The sequence below is a fragment of the Arthrobacter sp. DMZ02-1R genome, assembly GCF_057747935.1.
This window is the reverse complement of record NZ_CM173230.1, coordinates 170,924-188,974: the sequence shown is the minus strand read 5'-3', so window position 1 is coordinate 188,974 and position 18,051 is coordinate 170,924. Positions and strand designations below refer to the sequence as shown.

Sequence of the window (18,051 nt, the reverse complement as noted above, 5' to 3'; positions counted from 1 at the left end):
CGGAATCACCACTTTTCCGGGTGGATCAAGACGGCCAGCAGGTAGCCGAACAAACACAGGCCTGCAATGAACAGGACCAGCCACATCACGGCGTCCGCGCTCATTGCCCGTTCACCGGCCCATCACTGTCGACAATTTTCCCCAAAAGGTGGGCTATCCACATCACGATCCCCATGGACACCACGAAGATCCCCACAACAGCCACGTCGGCCACTGGAACGTCCTTTCATCCGCGCCCCGTTTGCGGGGCTGATGCCAGTCAACTCCTTGGCAGGCGGCGAAAAGGCCGTCCTGACGAGTTCTTAATACCCCTGGCCTGAATCTTGATGGCCTCTTAACAGGTGCAGCGTGGATTCCCGGACATCGACGTTAAGGATTCATCAAGATCGGTTTCAACCAGCAAATAGACCTGCAATCGGTGCTATCTTCAGCAATGATCGCGGTGTTGTGCGTCGCGCGGAAAGGACACCATGACTACCCTGAGCAGGCCGCCGGCTGATCCATCGACACCGCGACCAGGGGGCATGGCGTCCTTGAGGACCTGGCTCCTGTTCGGTCTGCAGGACGCCAAAGGAATCCACCAGGGCCCCGGCGCGGCGAGCGACGCCCATTTGAAGAAACATTCGTGGTGGCAGGTCATGTGCCTGACAGGTGTGGACTACTTCTCCACCCTGGGCTACCAGCCAGCGATCGCGGCCTTGGCGGCCGGTGTGATTTCCCCCTTGGCCACTATCGTGTTGGTGGCCGTCACCTTGCTCGGCGCGTTGCCGGTTTATCGACGGGTGGCAGGGGAAAGCCACCGGGGCGAGGGCTCCATCGCGATGCTCGAACGCCTTCTTCCCCGTTGGGGCGGCAAGCTCTTCGTCTTGATCCTGCTGGGATTCGCCGCGACGGACTTCATGATCACCATGACCCTCTCCGCCGCAGACGCGACCGCCCACCTGATCCAGAACCCGATAGCACCCAGCTGGCTGCAGGGACAGAACATCCTGGTTACCTTGTTCCTGCTGGCACTACTGGCGGCGGTCTTCCTGAGGGGATTCAAGGAAGCGATCGGCGTCGCCGTCGTCCTCGTGGTCCTCTATCTGGCGCTGAACGCCGTGGTGGTCGTCGTGACACTAACGGAGGTGTTCAGCCACACCGTTGCCGTCGGCGAATGGTGGCAGGCATTGTCCACCTCACACGGCAGCCCTTTCATGGTGATCGGCATCGCGCTCCTTGTCTTTCCCAAACTCGCCCTCGGCCTTTCAGGCTTCGAAACCGGCGTGGCCGTGATGCCCCAAATCCGGGGTCACGGATCCGACACCGAAGATCACCCCGCCGGACGAATCAAGGGAACCCGCCGGCTCCTGACCACAGCCGCCGTCATCATGAGTGCGTTCCTGATCGCGACCAGCTTCATCACAGTCGTCCTCATCCCGGAGCAGGAATTCCAGCCCGGAGGCCAAGCAGACGGCCGTGCCCTGGCCTTCCTGGCGCACCAATACCTCGGCGTCGGGTTCGGCACCGTGTACGACCTGAGCACCATCGCCATCCTCTGGTTCGCCGGCGCATCGGCCATGGCCGGGCTCCTGAACCTGGTTCCCCGGTACCTTCCCCGCTATGGAATGGCGCCAGGATGGGCCCGGGCAGTGCGCCCCCTGGTGCTGGTGTTTACCCTCATCGGGTTCGTGATCACCTTCCTTTTCAACGCCGACGTCGACGCCCAGGGCGGTGCTTACGCCACCGGCGTGCTGGTGCTGATGACCTCGGCAGCGGTGGCGGTGACGCTTTCCGCCCGCCGCTCAGGACAGCGCAAACGCACAATCGGATTCGGCGTCATCGCGGTGGTCTTCATTTACACCACCATCGCCAACATCTTCGAACGTCCCGAAGGCATCAGGATCGCTGCCATCTTCATTCTGGGCATCATCGTGATCTCCCTGCTCTCCCGGATCCGGCGCTCCTTTGAACTGCACGCCACCCACGTCCATCTGGATCGCCAGGCGCTCGAATTCATGTCCACCAACCTCAGCGGCCCGATTGCCCTCATCGCCCACGAACCCCTCCGCCTCACCGCGGAGGCCTACCGGGACAAACTCACCTCAGCCATCGAGGTCAGCCACATCCCGGTCGACTACCAGGCACTCTTCCTGGAAGTGATCGTGGACGATTCTTCTGACTTCGAAACCGCACTTGAAGTCCGTGGAGTCACCCGCCACGGACATCAGATCCTGGAAGTGCACGGACCCGTGGTGCCCAACACCATCGCCTCGGTGCTGCTGCACATCCGGGACGTGACGGGCCTCATGCCGCACATCTACTTCCGCTGGACCGAAGGAAACCCGGTCATCAATCTCCTGCGTTTCCTGTTCCTAGGCGAGGGTGAGATCGCCCCGGTAACCCGCGAAGTCCTGCGTGAAGCCGAACCCGATGTCACCCGGCGTCCCTGGGTCCACGTCGGCTGACCTCAGCGGGGGGTGTTTTCCGCCTAGGCCCCGTGGTGATCACCGTCGGCCTCATCGGCTACCTCGTCGCCGGTTTCCCGAGGACCCGCGGCGCCGTGGATTCGCGAACCACAAGGTGCGTGGCGAGTTCCACCCTGCGGGAATCCACCGCATCGCCTCGCATTTGCCGCAGCACGAACCGCAAGGCGGCGCGGCCCATCTCCTGCAGCGGCTGGGACACAGAGGTGAGGGGAGGAACCGATTCTTCCGCCTGATAGGTGCCGTCAAAACCGACCACGCTTATGTCCTCGGGGATGCGGATCTTTTGCCGACGCGCCTCGGCGAGCACCCCCAAAGCGATGCTGTCGCTTGCGGCGAAGATCGCAGTTGGGCGCTCTTCAAGCTGAAGCAGGGTCTTCATTCCCGCCACACCGTTCTCGGACCGGAAAGGCCCTGACAGGATGTAGCGCTCCTCGACCGGCACACCCTTCGCCATCAGTGCGGCCATGTAGCCGTGAAGCCGCGCCTGGTTACATTCCGCGGCTTCCGGCCCGCCCAGGTAGGCGATTCGCCGGTGACCCAGATCCAGCAAATGGGCCGTGGCAGCCTTGCCGCCCGCCCAGTTGCTGGCACCCACGCTGACCACGTCATCTGGCGGCGGGTTGAGCGGGTCGATGACAACGATGGGTATGTGCCGCCGTCGAAATGGATCCAACTGGGCCGAACTGAAGGCCGAGGTTACCACGATCATGCCGCTGCGCCCCTCGTCGGTGATCCGCTGGGCCCGTTGCTCCGGGCTTAGCGTCGACGCACCTTGTTGGCCCGTGATGTTGAGGAGGACTTCGACGTCGGAGGCGGCCGCGTGCTCCAGCACGCCATTGAGCACTTCCACTCCATACGCCGAGTTCAAGGTGTCCAGCACTACCTCCACCACAGGCCGCCGGCCAGCGATGTTTTTTCGCTGAAGCGGTGACTTGTACCCCGTCCGCTCCAAGGCAGTCAGAACCTTGGCGCGAGTAGCGGCGGCAACGTCCTGGCGCCCGTTGACTACCTTCGACACCGTCGGCATCGAGACGCCCGCCTCCCGCGCAATCGCGGCCAATGTCAGCTTGGCCGGGCGTTCGTTGCTGGCCATGGTTCCCCTACTCTTTCGAAATATTTCGTTCCCACAAGTCTGGGTGCCAACGCCAGCGGAGTCAATCATCATTTCGTAAAAGAGTTGAACTTTATGCTAGAAAGTCCTTGACGGTGACTCAGGCCACAGCTAAATTTGCCTGACGGGCCGAAAGTAATTTCGAAATATTTCGGAGAATCCGCAAAGCGTACTCAGTGTCAGCGGCAGTGCAGCCTCATCCCTGAAGGCCGGACTCCCGAAACCAATAGCCGGGCAATCAGCGTTGAGCCCGGAGGACGAATGGAAATGCAAATGGTAAAACTCACGTTGCGTTCAGCAGCGATCGCCGTCACTGCTGCGGCCGTGTCACTCTCCCTCGCTGCCTGTGGTTCCAGCGGACCGGCGGGTTCGGCAGGCAACGCCGATTCGACCACTATGTGGGGCCTTACGGGCGGTAACCAACCCGTGCTCCAGAAGTCCATCGATGCGTGGAACAAGGCTCACCCGGATGAGGCCATCAAGCTCGACTTCTTCGCGAACGACGCGTACAAGACCAAGGTCCGCACCGCCGTCGGCGCCGGCCAGGGACCCACCTTCATCTATGGGTGGGGCGGCGGAGTCTTGAAGTCCTACGTCGACTCCGGCCAGGTGGCCGATATGTCCGATTTCATCGCGTCAAACCCCGATGTCAAGAGCCGCTACCTTCCGTCCGTGCTCAAGAACGGCGTGATCAACGGCAAGACCTATGCCCTGCCGAACAACAACGTGCAGCCGGTCGTCCTGTATTTCAACAAGGATGTCTTCGACAAGATCGGCGCACAGGCCCCCAAGACCTGGGATGAGTTGATGGCGCTGGTGCCGAAGTTCAAGGCAGCCGGTATTGCCCCGTTCTCCCTGGGTGGCCAGTCCAAGTGGCCTGATCTGATGTGGCTTGAATACCTTGTTGAGCGCATCGGCGGACCCGACGCCTTCGCGAACATCGCCGCGAACAAGCCAGGCGCGTGGTCCGATCCCGCCGTCAAGGAAGCCCTCACCAAGATCCAGGAACTGGTTGACGCCGGCGGATTCGTGAACGGCTTCTCCTCCATTGCTGCCGACAGCAACGCCGACCAGGCCCTCCTCTACACCGGCAAGGCAGCCATGATCCTGCAAGGCGGCTGGATCTACCAAGGCATGAAGAAGGACGCGGCGGATTTCGTCAAGAGCGGCAAGCTCGGCTACATCACGTTCCCAACCGTTTCCGGAGGCAAGGGCGATCCGGCCAACGTGGTGGGCAACCCTTCCAACTTCTGGTCGATCTCTTCCAAGGCCACTGACAGCCAGAAGAAGGCCGCGCTCGACTACGTCAAGAGCGGAATGTTCACCGACGCGGACACCCAGGCGCTGATCGATTCCGGAGCCGTTCCCGTGACCACGGGCATCGAAAGCAAGCTGGCAGCATCGCCGGACAAGGACTTTCTGAGCTACGTGTACGGCATGGCCAAGAACGCCCCGAGCTTCACCCTCTCTTGGGACCAGGCTCTCAGCCCCGCACAGGGAGACGCCATGCTGGCGAACCTGGACCAGATCTTCCTGAAGAAGATCAGCCCCGATCAGTTCGTCACAACCATGAACGCAACGATCGGAAAGTAACCAGTGTCCTTCTCTTCCGGTTCTTCCCGGCGGGTCCTTGAAAAGGGCCCGTCGGGGTGGCTGGCCGCACCAGCCCTCGTTTTCTTCCTCCTGTTCGCCATCCTCCCGCTCCTTGGCGTGCTCTTCCTCAGCTTCACCAAATGGGACGGGCTGGGCGAAATCAAGCTGGACGGATTGTCGAGCTGGACCACGGTCCTGACCGATCCCGTCACCGGTAACGCGCTGTTGGTCACCGCCAAGATCATGTTCTTCTCGTTCATAGTCCAGGCGCCCATCAGCCTGCTGCTGGGCGTGTTCACGTCCGCTTCCCAAAAATACCGCGCAGCCCTCGCGGTCTTGTATTTCGTGCCGCTGCTGCTCTCCTCGGCTGCCGTCGCCATCGCGTACAAGGCCTTGTTGGACCCGAACTTCGGCCTTGGCCCGGGCTTGGGCCTTCCGTTCCTTGCCCAGGACTGGCTCGGCAACTCGGATCTGGTGCTGTTCGTAGTCGTCTTCGTCATCGCCTGGCAGTTCGTCCCGTTCCACACGCTCATCTACCAAGGCGGCGTACGCCAGATCCCGGCGTCACTCTACGAAGCGGCCCAAATCGACGGTGCAGGACGCATGCAGCAGTTCTTCGCCATCACCTTGCCCCAGTTGAAGTACACCATCATCACGTCCTCCACCCTCATGGTGGTCGGCTCGCTGGCCTACTTCGACCTCGTCTTCGTCCTCACAGGCGGCGGACCCGGGTACGCCACGCGGCTGCTGCCGCTGCACATGTACCTGACGGGCTTCAAGGCCAACGACATGGGAGCTGCCAGCGCCCTGGGCGTCATCCTCGTAGTGATCGGCCTTGCACTGGCCCTCATCCTGCAAAGACTCGGTGGCAAGAACCGCAACGCAAGCCAATTGGAAGGTGCCTGATGGCTTCCACAACCCAGCTTCCCGTACCTCCGGCAACCCGCACGGCCCCGAGCCACAAGCATGGCCACCGGTCAAAACGGACCAAAGGACCAGGACGCTTCCGTCCCAACTACTTGGGCGGCTTGGGCGGTTGGTTGTGGCTGGCGGTCATTATCGTTCCTATCTACTACGTGGTGGTCACCAGCCTGAAGAACCAGGCAGGCTTCTTCACCTCGAACCCGATGATGCCGCCAAGTGACCCGACGCTGGACAACTACAAGCTGGTGCTCGAGAACGACTTCGCCATGTACTTCGTCAACAGCCTGATCGTCACGGTGGGCAGCGTTGTACCAGCGCTCTTGGTCTCGTTTATGGCCGCCTACGCGATTGTCCGCGGCAAGGGCCGCTTCCTGGCTTGGACAAACAACACGTTCCTCCTGGGCCTGGCGATCCCCCTCCACGCCACGATCATCCCCATCTACTGGATGATCACCAAGGCGCATCTCTACGACACCTTGTTGGCGCTGATCCTCCCGTCCATCGCGTTCGCTATTCCCATTTCGGTCCTCATCCTGAGCAACTTCATGCGGGATGTCCCCAACGAGCTGTTCGAGTCCATGCGGCTCGACGGCTGCTCGGACTGGGCCATGATGTGGCGACTCGCGCTGCCCATGACGCGGCCCGCCGTCGTGACCGTCGGCATTTACAACGCGCTCGGCGTCTGGAACGGCTTCCTCTTCCCGCTGATCCTGACCCAAAGCCCGTCCACCCGCGTACTTCCGCTGTCCTTGTGGACCTTCCAGGGCGAATTCAGCGTCAACATCCCTGCCGTGCTGGCTTCGGTGGTGCTCGCGACCTTGCCGCTGCTGGTGATCTATGTTGTGGCCCGCCGCCAGCTGCTCAGCGGACTGACCGCCGGATTCAGCAAGTAGCTGTCCGCACTTTGAATAGCACGAAAGGAAACACAATGACTACCGCAAAACCCTTGCGCGTCGGCATGGTGGGCTACTCGTTCATGGGCGCCGCCCACTCCCACGCCTGGCGGACAGCGCCGAGGTTCTTCGATCTCCCGCTGGACCCCCAGCTCACCGCCCTTTCCGGTCGGAACGACGACGGCGTCCGGGCCGCCGCGCGCAAGCTCGGCTGGGGATCCGTGGAGACAGATTGGCGCCGACTCCTTGAGCGGGACGACATCGACCTGATCGACATCTGCACCCCGGGCAACACCCACGCGGAGATCGCGATCGCGGCCCTTGAAGCCGGCAAGCACGTGCTCTGCGAAAAGCCGCTGGCCAATTCGGTGGCGGAAGCGGAGCGCATGACCGAAGCCGCCCAGGCCGCGGCCGAACGCGGAGTCTTATCGATGTGCGGGTTCAGCTACCGTCGCACGCCAGCTTTGGCCCTGGCCAAACGGATGGTCGAAGAGGGCCGGCTGGGAACCATCCGGCACGTGCGGGCGCAGTACCTGCAGGACTGGCTCAGTGACGAAAACGCTCCCATGACCTGGCGGCTGGACAAGTCGAAGTCGGGGTCCGGCTCCCTGGGCGACATTGGAGCGCACAGCATCGACGCCGCGCAGTGGGTCACCGGGCAGCAGATCACCGGCGTCTCCGCCCTCCTGGAAACCTTCGTCCACGAGCGCCCCCTGGCCGGTGACCTCGTGGGCCTCGGCGGCCATGGCGACGTCGGCGCCGATGCGCCCCGCGGGACAGTCACCGTTGATGACGCCGCGATTTTCAGCGCAAGGTTCGACGGTGGCGCTACTTCGCCGGGCGCCGTCGGGGTTTTCGAGGCGACCCGCCTCGCCCTGGGACGCAAGAACGCCATGCGCCTGGAGGTCAATGGCACCAAGGCGTCCCTCGCGTTCGACTTCGAAGAGATGAACGTCCTGTCCTTCTACGACGCCGCAGAATCCCCCGACGCCGGGTTCCGCCGGATCTTCGTCACCGAACCCGAGCACCCCTACGCGGGCAATTGGTGGCCCACCGGGCACGGCCTCGGCTACGAGCACGGTTTCACGCACCAAGTGGTGGACCTCGTGACCGCGATCGGCGCAGGCGAGCCGCCCTCGCCGTCGTTCGCTGATGCCTTGCAAGTGCAAAAGGTGCTGGCCGCCGTGGAAGGCAGCGCAGCAGAGTCCAGCCGCTGGCAGAAAGTCTAGGAGGGAACCCCTTCGACGCGGCCTTCTCAGGCCGCTGACCACCTGTATGTTTCGGCTGTCCGGCCGTATTTCTAAGCAAAGGAAACCATGACTGACAAGAAGACCGCCCTGGTGGTCCGTGGCGGCTGGGATGGCCATCAGCCATTCGAGGCCACAGAACTCTTTGTCCCGTTCCTCAAGGACAACGGCTACGACGTCCGGGTGGAGGAATCCCCCAAGGTATATGCCGATTCGGCATATATGGCTGGCGTGGACCTGATCGTGCAATGCGTGACCATGTCCACGATTGAAAAGGACGAGTTCGACGGGCTCCGCACCGCCGTCGAAAACGGCACCGGACTCGCCGGCTGGCACGGCGGCATCGCTGATTCCTACCGGAACAACTCGGATTACTTGCACATGATCGGCGGCCAGTTCGCCTGCCACCCGGGCAAGCACCCGGACGAACGCATCGGCGAGCAGTCGGACAACTACGTGCCGTACACCGTCAACATGCTCCCGGCCTCCGCCAGCCATCCCATCACGCAGGGGCTGAGCGACTTCGAGCTGGTCACCGAGCAGTACTGGGTCCTCTCAGACGACTACATCGATGTCCTCGCCACCACCACCCAGAAGGTCCGCGACTGGGACCAGTGGAACCGGGAAGTCACCTCCCCCGCCATCTGGACCCGGCAGTGGGCCGAGGGCAGGATCTTCGTCTGCACCCCCGGCCACCGCGTGGAAATCCTCCAGGACAGCAATGTCCGCACCATCATTGAAAGGGGCATGCTGTGGGCAAGCCGTTAAGAGTAGGCATCATCGGCTGCGGCGCCATCATCGCCCAGTACCTCACAAACTTCCGCCGGCTGGACGCCATCGACCTGGTGGCCGTCGCCGACCTCGATCCCGCACGCGCGCAAGCGGTCGCCGATTCCTACGACGGCGTCCGCGCGGTCACCGTCGACGAACTCCTGGCGGCGGACGACGTCGAGCTCGTCCTGAACCTCACCATTCCAGCCGCGCATGCGCCGATCGCTTTGAGGGCGATCGCCGCCGGCAAGAGCGTGTACGGGGAAAAGCCGCTCGCTGCGACTACCGCCGAAGCGCGGCAAGTGCTCGACGCGGCGCGGGAGGCCGGCGTCGTGGTTGGCTGCGCGCCGGATACGGTGCTGGGTACCGGGATCCAGACCGCCCGCAAGGCGATCGACGACGGACTGATCGGCACGCCGATCTCAGCCACCGCGACCATGGTCACCCCGGGGCATGAGCGTTGGCACCCGAACCCGGACTTCTACTACCAGCCTGGCGGCGGACCCCTGCTGGACATGGGCCCCTACTACGTCAGCGCCCTGGTCACGCTGCTCGGCCCCGTTGTCTCGGTCATCGGAGCAGCAAGCCACACCCGGAACTCGCGCACCATCGGCTCAGGACCGCGCGAAGGTGAAGCGATCCCGGTCACCATCGATTCGCACGTCACCGGCGTCCTGGTCCATGCCTCCGGCGCGCTGTCCACGCTGGTGATGAGCTTCGACGCCGTGAAAACGAAGTCGGCCAACATCGAGGTCCACGGCGCCACAGGGTCCCTTGTTGTTCCCGACCCGAACCACTTCGATGGCGACGTTGAACTCTTCACGCTCGGCGCCGACTCCTGGCAGACGCTACCGGCCTCGGCCGGCTACATCGATTCCGGACGCGGCTTCGGCATCGCCGACCTCGCAGCCACTCCTCGGGGCGCGGAACCGCGCGCTGGCGGCCAACTGGCCTACCACGCGCTCGAGGTCATGGAGTCCGTGCTGGCATCCGCCCACAGCGGGTCCGCGGTATCCATCGAAAGCACGGTCGAACGGCCCGACCCCGTGGAACTGACCGCATTGGCGGCACCTGTCGCAGAGGTTCAGGGAATCAGCTCGTAGGGGTTGCCCAATATTCTCCGGACTGAGGTGGCCGCGGCGCCGATAAGCGCCCCTGTCTGCCCCAGTCCGGAGAACGCCACGTTCCCTTCCGGGACCAGTCCCGGTGCATAGTGGTCCAGGCTCCGGCGCAATGCGGGAGCGATCCACTCCTCCAGTGCCGCAAAATGCCCGCCGAGCACGACGGCGGAGACGTTCGCCACCCGCGCTGTGGAGGCCACCGCGATTCCGAGATAGCGTCCGGCCTGTTCCACCGCTGAAACCGCGAGCTTGTCGCCGTCGTGAGCGCGTTGCAGCAAATGTGCCATGTGCTGCATGCTCGAATCCTGCTCAATTCCGGCAGCGGAATATATGGCATCTTGACCCGCAAACGTCTCAAGGCAGCCGCGGCCACCGCAGGCGCACAACGGGCCTTCGGGATTCACCACCACATGTCCGATCTCACCGGCATGGCCGTGCGGACCGGCGAACAGCTGGGAATCGATGACCAGCCCACCTCCGACGCCAACTTCACCGGACACGTATAGGAAGTCACGGAACCGGTCGCTTTTGCCGTGATCTGCGCCGTGGCCAAACCAGAGTTCCGCGAGCGCGGCACTGTTGGCCTCGTTCGAAAGGGAGACGCCGAAAGGCGCGTCCGGCAGGAGCGTGGGCAGCTCCTCGGAGAGGTCGACGCCGGTCCAGCCCAGGTTCGGAGCGGCCAGCACCACGTTGCGCTCCGTATCCACCAACCCTGGAATCGTCAGTTCCCCGCCAAGAAGTTCGACGCCGGCGCCCGAGGCCTTTGTTGCTGCCCGCTGTGCCATGGCGATGAGAAGCGGGAGGATGTCCGCCGGCTTGCTTCCACGGTTGTGCCGTTCAAGGGTTTCGTGGAACAAGAGTTCCCCTGTGAAGTCCAGGACTCCTACCGCGAGGTAGTCCACATTGATTTCCGCGGCGAGGGCACCGCGCGCAGGGTTGAGGACGATTCCGGTTCCGGGCCGTCCGCGTTCGCCGTCGCGCGTGACATTTGCTTCCCGCACCAGGCCCGACTCGAGCAGATCGGCTACGATGCTTGAAACCGAGGCCTTGGTCAGTCCGCTTTCCGCGGCAAGTTGGGCGCGCGTAGCCCCACCGCGCCCCTGGATCCCGGCGAGCACAAGGGCCAGGTTTTGCCTGCGGACATCGCCCACTCTTCCGGGCGACAGCGTGGCGGGCATGATTCCTCCAGGATCTGGTTTTTGACGGCGTGATTTACATCATCGTTGACGGATCAGCGGTTAGTGGCCATTTGGACCGTGCCGCGCGGCTGGCTACGGCGGCAAATGCCTCCGCGTTATCCTGGGTCCGGGAACTGACGGACTGCAGAACCGCGTCGTGCAGCAGCCCAAGGTCACTGACGACCGTGGAGGCGATCCGCCCGGTGGAAATGACCCCCCACCGGACGGGACTTCCTGATGCAGGCACAGGGTCCTGGTTCACGGAATCAAGAAGCGGTGTCCTGACGAGCAGCGGTTCAGTTTCCGGTATCAATGCCGGCACTGGCCTTCCTGTAGTTCTGCGCGATGGAAGCCCGGAAATCCGGCTCGGGCGTGGCATCCACAGCCACAGGCCAGTCCGGTCGGTGCCCCGCGAGCGCCCACGCCGCCTGGACCGCTGCGCCGCGGGCTACGTATTCACCCGGGCTCGGAACCACTACGGGAAGGTCGAACACCTGCGCCGCGATCCGTTGCACGGCAGGATTCTGCACGGCACCGCCGATCAGCAGCAACCGCTCGGCGCGGCCACCTTGGCTACGCAGCGCCTCAAGGCCTCCGGCGAGCCCGCACAGCATGCCTTCGATGGCCGCCCGCGCGATGTTTGGCCGAGTGGTGGAGGCGATGCTGAGACCGTGGAAACTGGCCTTCGCATGAGGCAGGTTGGGCGTTCGTTCCCCTTCGAAGTACGGCACCAGCACCACACCTCCCGCACCAGGTTCGGCCTCCAAGGCGAGCCGGGAGAGCTCGTCAAAGTCGACGTCCAGCACTGCCGCAACCGAACTGAGCACGCGGGCGGCGTTCAGCGTCACGGCGATCGGCAGGTACTCCCCACTGGCATCGGCGAAGCCCGCAACGGTCCCGCTCGCATCATGCCCCGGCGAAGAGTCGACGGCGAACACGGTGCCGCTGGTGCCCACGGACACGACGACGTCGCCGGGTTTGGCTCCAAGGCCCAGTGCCGCGGCGGCGTTGTCTCCCGCCCCGACACCGAGCAGGATTCCGCCACCCAACGCATCGCTTGCGCTGGGGCCGCCGAAACACGCCGGGTGCACGCGGCCGGCGGTTTCGCCCGGGCCCAGCACTCGGGGAAAAACGACGCCGCCGGGCGCCGCCGTCGCTGTCCCGCCTGACGCTTCCCGCGCGTCTTGGCCAAACGCCAGTTTGAACAGGTCCAGATCGTAGCGTCCGTTCAGCGGACTCCAGTAGCCGGTGCCGCTGGCGTCCGAGCGGTCAGTGGTCAGCTCGTCCAGGTCCGGCCCCAACGGGCTGGAGCCCGCCGGGCCGTAACCGCGAAGACGCCATGTGAGCCAGTCATGGGGAAGTGCGACGGCGGCTACCCTAGCCATGCTTTCCGGTTCGTGATCCCTGATCCACCGGATCTTGGTGATGGTGAAGGAGGCCACGGGCACCAGCCCAGTCCGCCGGGCGAAGTCTTCCGCCCCCACTTCGGCCGTGAGGTCCTCGGCGGATCCGGCCGAACGCGTGTCGTTCCACAGCAGCGCCGGCCGCACCACATTGCCCTCGCGGTCCAGCAGCACCATGCCGTGCTGTTGCCCGCCCACGGACAGTGCGCTGACATCGGCGAGGCCGCCGGCGTCGTCGAACGCTTCGGAAAGCGCACGCCACCACTCGTCCGGATGGACTTCCGTGCCCTCCGGGTGGCTCGCCCGGCCCGAACGCACGAGCGCACCGCTTTCCGCGTCCAGGACCACCACTTTGCAGCTCTGAGTAGAGGAATCAACCCCGGCAACCAGCGTCATGAGATCAGCGCGCTCCGAGGAGGTGCTCGATGAAGAGCTGCTGGAGCTTGACGAATCCGAAGCCCTTGCCGCCAAAGTAGGCGTCGGCGTCGAAGTCCTCATAGGCGGACTTGTCCGCCCGCAGCTGCTTGTAGCCTTCGCCCGGGTTCAGGGTGGGTTCGTTGATTTCGGCCACCCGTGATGCCTGGAGGGCTTCCTGCACCTCGGGGTCGGCGCGGAATGCCTTGGCGCGCTCCTTGAGGAGCAGGTAGGTCTGCATGTTCGCGGCTGCAGAGTCCCACACGCCGTCGATGTCCTCCGTACGGCTGGGCTTGTAGTCGAAGTGGCGCGGGCCCTGATAGGACGGGCCGCCGTCGGGACCGCCGTTTTCGAGCAGGTCCACCAAGGAGAACGCGTTCTGCAGGTCACCGTGGCCGAACACCAGGTCCTGGTCGAACTTGATGCTGCGCTGGCCGTTGAGGTCGATGTGGAAGAGCTTTCCCTGGTACAGGGCCTGGGCGATGCCGTGAGTGAAGTTCAGGCCCGCCATCTGCTCGTGGCCGGTTTCGGGGTTGATGCCCACGAGCTCCGGGCGTTCCAGGGTTTCGATGAATGCCAGGGCGTGGCCCAGGGTGGGGAGCAGGATGTCGCCGCGGGGTTCGTTCGGCTTCGGTTCGATGGCGAAGCGGATGTTGTAGCCCTTGTCCGTGACGTAGTCGCCCAGCAGGTTCACGGCCTCGCGGTAGCGTTCCAGGGCGCCGCGGATGTCCTTGGCGGCGTCGTATTCGCTGCCTTCACGGCCACCCCACATGACAAAGGTTTCGGCACCGAGTTCAGCCGCGAGATCGATGTTGTCCAGCACCTTGCGCAGCGCGAAGCGGCGGACGCCGCGATCGTTGCTCGTGAAACCGCCGTCTTTGAAGACGGGGTGGCTGAACAAGTTGGTGGTGACCATGGGAACGATCATCCCTGTGGCCTTGAGGGCCCCTTGCAGACGGTCGATTTCGCGCTGGCGGTCGGCGGCCGAGCAGCCGAAGGGGAACAGGTCGTTGTCATGGAAAGTGATGCCATAGGCACCAAGATCGCTGAGCCGGTTGATGGCTTCCACGGTGTCCAGCGGCGGGCGGGTGGCCGAGCCGAACTGGTCCTGCGCCTCCCATCCCACGGTCCAAAGGCCGAACGAGAACTTGTCTTCACGGGTGGGCTGAATCGTCATTGAGTGCTCCGGGTAGTTGAGGTGGGTTTGCCCGCAAGGGCTAATTGTTTCGCTATCCAACATATTACGAATTCGTGTGATGTCAACCACTTGCGCCAATAAACTCTTTACGCGGCCGCGTCGAAAATTCGCGAAAAGTTCTGGCGCGGCAGCCAACTCGCTGTTATGTTGTTGTGAACCCCAAATAAGGCCGAGGCCCCTGAACGAAGGATTCAACTTTGACTGATCAGCTGTTGGCGGAGCGCAACTGGGCAGGAAACTACAGCTACCATGCACCGCAGATCGCCCACCCCGCGAGCGTGGAGGAACTCCAAGAGCTGGTGGCAAAGGCCCAGCAGATCCGGGCGCTGGGGTCCCGGCATTCTTTCAACTCCATCGCGGACACAGCCGGCACCCTTGTTGTGCTGGATCGGCTGGATCCGGGCATCTGCGTGGACGCGGCGAACATGACCGTTACGGTGAGCGGTGGTACGCGGTACGGGACGCTCGCGGCGGAACTCCAGCGTCAAGGTTTCGCCCTTCACAACCTGGCATCGCTCCCCCACATTTCCGTGGCCGGAGCCGTCGCCACTGCCACGCACGGCTCCGGAGACGCCAACGGCAACCTGGCCACTGCCGTCGCGAGCCTTGAACTTGTCACCGCGGACGGCAGCATTCTCACCGTGCGCCGCGGCGACGCCGACTTTGACGGCATGGTGGTGGGGCTCGGCGCACTCGGCATCGTCACCAAGCTGACCCTGGACATCGAGCCGAGTTTCGACGTCGCCCAGAGCGTCTTCGAAAACTTCCGCTGGGATCTCGTCCTGGAGAACTTCGACCAAATAACTTCCTCTGCCTATAGCGTCAGCCTGTTCACTGATTGGAGCGGAGAGACCGTAGGCCAAGCGTGGCTCAAAAGGCGCAGCGGCGATCCGGCGCCGGAAACGTCGGATTTCTTCGGCGGTACTCCGGCAACCGAGGCCCGGCATCCCCTTCCTGGCGTCTCCGGAAGCAACTGCACCCAGCAGCTTGGCATTCCCGGGTCCTGGTCCGACAGGCTGGCCCATTTTAAGATGGAATTCACTCCGAGCCAGGGCGACGAGCTGCAGAGCGAGTACCTCATCCCCCGGGAGCACGCCGTGGACGCGCTCCGCGCCATGCGCCGGCTTTCCGACGTGGTGACTCCGCTGCTCCTGATTGGCGAGATCCGCACAGTGGCTGCGGACCAACTCTGGCTGAGCCCCAACTACGGCCGCGACGGCATCGGTTTGCACTTCACCTGGCGCCAGGACCAGCCGGCGGTCGAGGCCATCCTTCCGCTGCTCGAAGCGGAACTGGCCCCGTTCGCCGCCAGGCCGCACTGGGGCAAGCTGTTCGACGCCGGTGCTGCCGCCGTCGCGCCCTTGTACCCCCGCTTCGGCGACTTCATCGCTCTGGCCGACCGGCTGGATCCTTCCGGAAAGTTCCGCAACGGCTTCCTGGACCGCACGGTGTTTGGGAGCTGATATTGTCGCGATGATGCCCTCCCCCACCCGAAATCCCGCCACCGCCAGCGAGCCCGATCCGTCGCGGCGAAACAACCTGGCCCTGCTGACATCCCTGGTCCATCACAACGGGGTGCTCAGCCGCGCCCAGCTGACCAAACGCACCGGCCTAAATCGGTCCACGGTAGGGACATTGATAGGCCAACTCGTGAACCTGGAGGTGGTGTATGAGACGGCGCCCTCGGGTGAATCCCAGGTGGGCAGGCCCAGCCCCATCGTTCATCCGCGGCCATCCATCGCTGCCCTTGCGGTCAACCCGGAGATCGATGCTGTCACCATCGGTCTTGTCGGCCTCGGCGGGAAGGTCCAGAAAAAGATCCGTTTCGACACCGAGCGGATCCCGACCGCCAAGGAAGCCGTAAACATCGCCGCCGCAGTGATCGCCGGAATGCGGTCCGAGCTCGACACTTCGTATCGGGTCATGGGCGTGGGCATCGCCGTGCCTGGGCTCGTCAACCGCGACGACGGCGTGGTGCGGCACGCGCCGCACCTGGGCTGGCGCAATGAACCCGTAGCCGCAATGCTCGGCGAGGCCACAGGCTACCCGTGCCATGCGGCCAACGACGCTTCGCTGGGCGCGGAGGGTGAGCTCCTCTTCGGCGCCGGGGCGGGGCAGAAGAACCTGGTCTACCTCAACGGAGGAGCCAGCGGCATCGGCGGCGGAATTATCGTTGACGGGGAATTGCTTCGCGGAGCATCGGGCTACGCCGGGGAACTCGGACACACTTTTGTCCGCTCGTCCGGCAAGGCTTGCCACTGTGGCGGAACGGGGTGCCTTGAAACCGAGGTCTCCCAGTCGCCGCTTTTCGAAATCGCTGGGCTAGGTGGTGGCGATGCGGGCCAACTCGAGCAAGCGCTTCGTGAGAGCAGCAGTGAAGCAGTGGCCACGGAAGTCGCACGCCAGCTCGAGTATTTGGGCCTGGCCCTGCGGAACGCAGTAAACACCTTCAACCCGGAAGCGATCGTCCTGGATGGCTTCCTTGGTGTCCTGCACGCTCTGTCTCCCGGGACGCTGGACAACCTGCTCCGGTCCCAGGCCATGGACGGACCGGCAGGCCAGGTGAAGATCTACCGAGCTGCCCTCGGCTCGGATCTGATGATGATCGGAGCCGCCGAACTGGCCTTCACGCAATTCCTCGCGGACCCCGCGGGCGTCTTCCCTACTCCTACTCCTTAGTCAGGCCAACCATGCTGAATCAGGAACCCTCGCTTAATCAGGCAGCGCCCAATCAGGCGCCGCGTCACCGCGCACCGTCGCCCATGGGCGAGCACTTTGAACTCACGGCGAGCATCGGCGGCCGCAGCCAGCGCGTTGTAGTGACGGAAGTCGCCGCGAGCTTGCGGGAACTCGACGTCGACGGCGTGTCCCTTGTTCAGGACTACCCTGCCGATGCCCAACCGCCGTGGTGCGCTGGCTGGGTCCTGGTCCCGTGGCCGAACCGGGTGGCCGGCGGCACGTGGAGCTACGACGGCGTTGCCCAGCAACTCGACATCACGGAACCAGAAAACGGCAATGCCTTGCACGGGTTACTGACGCGCACCCCGTACCGAGTTAGTGCGCTCACCGCGGACAGCGTCACGCTCGACGCCGGACTCTCACCGCAGCCGGGATACGCCTTTGAACTGGCGACGTCGGTCCGGTATCAGCTCATGGAGGACGGGCTGCTTGTCACGCATCGCTTGGAAAACACGGGCCACCGATCCGCGCCGGTCGCGCTGGGCGCGCATCCATTCCTTCGCTTGGGCAGCGTACCGACGGAGGAGCTCACGCTCTACATCAACGCCGATACCCACATCGAGGTGGACGAACGCCTGAATCCGAGCGGAATCACCACAGACGTGGCCGGAACCCGGAACGATTTCCGTGCTGGCCAGGTGGTTGGCACCGTGGACCTCGACGACGCCTGGGGCGATGTCCGCCGCGAGGACGGCGGAAGCTCCCTGCACTATCTGGAGGCGCCCGACGGCAGCCAAGTGCAACTGTTCATGGACGCCTCCTTCGGCTATGTCCAGGCCTTCACCACTACGGAGTTCGCCACCCACGGCGGGATGGTGACCGCCGTGGCCGTCGAGCCGATGACGGCACCCGCCGATGCCTTCAACAGCGGCGAAGGACTGCGCTGGCTGGAACCTGGCGAGGTCTGGGAAGCCAGCTGGGGCATCCGGTACCAGGCGACGCGCAAATCCCTGGCTGACGCGGCGAAGGCCTGACAACACCCGAATTTCCG

General features: G+C 64.0%; 16 protein-coding genes. 10 read left to right on the top strand and 6 right to left on the bottom strand.

Going from position 1 to position 18,051, the window contains the following annotated elements; all coding sequences use genetic code 11:
* Positions 1–5: 5 nt before the first annotated feature.
* Entirely contained in the window at positions 6–104 is a 99-nt protein-coding gene (locus AC3ANQ_RS00845; protein ID WP_078107172.1) for a potassium-transporting ATPase subunit F, read from the bottom strand.
* Between the two features lie 366 nt (positions 105–470).
* Here AC3ANQ_RS00845 and AC3ANQ_RS00840 point away from each other — a divergent pair, with 366 nt between their 5' ends.
* Positions 471–2,447, top strand: a complete 1,977-nt coding sequence (locus AC3ANQ_RS00840) for an APC family permease (RefSeq protein WP_488303361.1) — start codon at positions 471–473, stop codon at positions 2,445–2,447.
* 58 nt (positions 2,448–2,505) lie between these two features.
* On the opposite strand, the gene AC3ANQ_RS00835 is transcribed toward AC3ANQ_RS00840, so the two are convergent.
* Positions 2,506–3,561 (bottom strand): LacI family DNA-binding transcriptional regulator, encoded by a 1,056-nt coding sequence (locus tag AC3ANQ_RS00835; RefSeq protein WP_488303360.1) that lies wholly within the window; start codon positions 3,559–3,561, stop codon positions 2,506–2,508.
* A gap of 291 nt (positions 3,562–3,852) precedes the next feature.
* Between AC3ANQ_RS00835 and AC3ANQ_RS00830 the strand changes: the two genes are divergently transcribed.
* The 6 genes from AC3ANQ_RS00830 to AC3ANQ_RS00805 all read left to right on the top strand — a co-directional run bounded on the left by AC3ANQ_RS00830 (position 3,853) and on the right by AC3ANQ_RS00805 (position 10,110).
* On the top strand, positions 3,853–5,172 hold the full coding sequence (locus AC3ANQ_RS00830) for an extracellular solute-binding protein (protein ID WP_488303359.1): 1,320 nt from the start codon (positions 3,853–3,855) through the stop codon (positions 5,170–5,172).
* Between the two features lie 3 nt (positions 5,173–5,175).
* Entirely contained in the window at positions 5,176–6,078 is a 903-nt protein-coding gene (locus tag AC3ANQ_RS00825; RefSeq protein WP_488303358.1) for a carbohydrate ABC transporter permease, read from the top strand.
* On the top strand, positions 6,078–6,989 hold the full coding sequence (locus tag AC3ANQ_RS00820) for a carbohydrate ABC transporter permease (protein WP_488303357.1): 912 nt from the start codon (positions 6,078–6,080) through the stop codon (positions 6,987–6,989). Before AC3ANQ_RS00825 ends, AC3ANQ_RS00820 begins: the two co-directional genes overlap by 1 nt.
* Positions 6,990–7,024: 35 nt before the next feature.
* A complete protein-coding gene (locus tag AC3ANQ_RS00815; protein ID WP_488303356.1) occupies positions 7,025–8,218 on the top strand; it encodes a Gfo/Idh/MocA family protein in 1,194 nt (397 codons plus the stop codon).
* A gap of 87 nt (positions 8,219–8,305) precedes the next feature.
* Positions 8,306–9,004, top strand: coding sequence for a ThuA domain-containing protein (locus AC3ANQ_RS00810; RefSeq protein WP_488303355.1), 699 nt, complete (start codon positions 8,306–8,308; stop codon positions 9,002–9,004).
* Positions 8,989–10,110: a Gfo/Idh/MocA family protein gene (locus AC3ANQ_RS00805; RefSeq protein WP_488303354.1), complete on the top strand. Its 1,122-nt coding sequence runs from the start codon at positions 8,989–8,991 to the stop codon at positions 10,108–10,110. The genes AC3ANQ_RS00810 and AC3ANQ_RS00805 overlap by 16 nt, the downstream gene beginning before the upstream one ends.
* Here the strand turns inward: AC3ANQ_RS00805 and AC3ANQ_RS00800 are convergent.
* The 4 genes from AC3ANQ_RS00800 to xylA are packed head-to-tail and all read right to left on the bottom strand — an operon-like array spanning position 10,092 to position 14,300.
* Positions 10,092–11,306: an ROK family transcriptional regulator gene (locus AC3ANQ_RS00800; protein WP_488303353.1), complete on the bottom strand. Its 1,215-nt coding sequence runs from the start codon at positions 11,304–11,306 to the stop codon at positions 10,092–10,094. The two genes, AC3ANQ_RS00805 and AC3ANQ_RS00800, sit on opposite strands and share 19 nt — an antisense overlap.
* 34 nt (positions 11,307–11,340) lie before the next feature.
* Complete coding sequence (locus AC3ANQ_RS00795; protein WP_488303352.1) at positions 11,341–11,628, bottom strand: hypothetical protein; 288 nt, start codon at positions 11,626–11,628, stop codon at positions 11,341–11,343.
* A complete protein-coding gene (gene xylB / locus AC3ANQ_RS00790; RefSeq protein WP_488303351.1) occupies positions 11,603–13,105 on the bottom strand; it encodes a xylulokinase in 1,503 nt (500 codons plus the stop codon). The genes AC3ANQ_RS00795 and xylB overlap by 26 nt, the downstream gene beginning before the upstream one ends.
* 4 nt (positions 13,106–13,109) lie before the next feature.
* Positions 13,110–14,300, bottom strand: a complete 1,191-nt coding sequence (xylA, locus tag AC3ANQ_RS00785; RefSeq protein ID WP_488303350.1) for a xylose isomerase — start codon at positions 14,298–14,300, stop codon at positions 13,110–13,112.
* Between the two features lie 218 nt (positions 14,301–14,518).
* On the opposite strand from xylA, the gene AC3ANQ_RS00780 reads away from it, so the two are divergent.
* The 3 genes from AC3ANQ_RS00780 to AC3ANQ_RS00770 are packed head-to-tail and all read left to right on the top strand — an operon-like array spanning position 14,519 to position 18,034.
* Complete coding sequence (locus tag AC3ANQ_RS00780) at positions 14,519–15,784, top strand: FAD-binding protein (protein WP_488303349.1); 1,266 nt, start codon at positions 14,519–14,521, stop codon at positions 15,782–15,784.
* Positions 15,785–15,794: 10 nt separating this feature from the next.
* A complete protein-coding gene (locus tag AC3ANQ_RS00775; protein ID WP_488303348.1) occupies positions 15,795–17,000 on the top strand; it encodes an ROK family protein in 1,206 nt (401 codons plus the stop codon).
* 11 nt (positions 17,001–17,011) lie between these two features.
* Positions 17,012–18,034, top strand: a complete 1,023-nt coding sequence (locus tag AC3ANQ_RS00770) for an aldose 1-epimerase family protein (RefSeq protein WP_488303347.1) — start codon at positions 17,012–17,014, stop codon at positions 18,032–18,034.
* Positions 18,035–18,051: the final 17 nt, after the last annotated feature.

Excerpts from the sequence above, each read along its gene's own strand:
- AC3ANQ_RS00800 (WP_488303353.1), bottom strand. The coding sequence starts at position 11,306 with ATGCCCGCCACGCTGTCGCCCGGAAGAGTGGGCGATGTCCGCAGGCAA.
- AC3ANQ_RS00820 (WP_488303357.1), top strand. The coding sequence starts at position 6,078 with ATGGCTTCCACAACCCAGCTTCCCGTACCTCCGGCAACCCGCACGGCC.
- AC3ANQ_RS00835 (WP_488303360.1), bottom strand. The coding sequence starts at position 3,561 with ATGGCCAGCAACGAACGCCCGGCCAAGCTGACATTGGCCGCGATTGCG.
- AC3ANQ_RS00830 (WP_488303359.1), top strand. The coding sequence starts at position 3,853 with ATGGTAAAACTCACGTTGCGTTCAGCAGCGATCGCCGTCACTGCTGCG.
- xylB (WP_488303351.1), bottom strand. The coding sequence starts at position 13,105 with ATGACGCTGGTTGCCGGGGTTGATTCCTCTACTCAGAGCTGCAAAGTG.
- AC3ANQ_RS00770 (WP_488303347.1), top strand. The coding sequence starts at position 17,012 with ATGCTGAATCAGGAACCCTCGCTTAATCAGGCAGCGCCCAATCAGGCG.
- AC3ANQ_RS00845 (WP_078107172.1), bottom strand. The coding sequence starts at position 104 with ATGAGCGCGGACGCCGTGATGTGGCTGGTCCTGTTCATTGCAGGCCTG.
- AC3ANQ_RS00840 (WP_488303361.1), top strand. The coding sequence starts at position 471 with ATGACTACCCTGAGCAGGCCGCCGGCTGATCCATCGACACCGCGACCA.
- xylA (WP_488303350.1), bottom strand. The coding sequence starts at position 14,300 with ATGACGATTCAGCCCACCCGTGAAGACAAGTTCTCGTTCGGCCTTTGG.
- AC3ANQ_RS00810 (WP_488303355.1), top strand. The coding sequence starts at position 8,306 with ATGACTGACAAGAAGACCGCCCTGGTGGTCCGTGGCGGCTGGGATGGC.
- AC3ANQ_RS00815 (WP_488303356.1), top strand. The coding sequence starts at position 7,025 with ATGACTACCGCAAAACCCTTGCGCGTCGGCATGGTGGGCTACTCGTTC.
- AC3ANQ_RS00775 (WP_488303348.1), top strand. The coding sequence starts at position 15,795 with ATGATGCCCTCCCCCACCCGAAATCCCGCCACCGCCAGCGAGCCCGAT.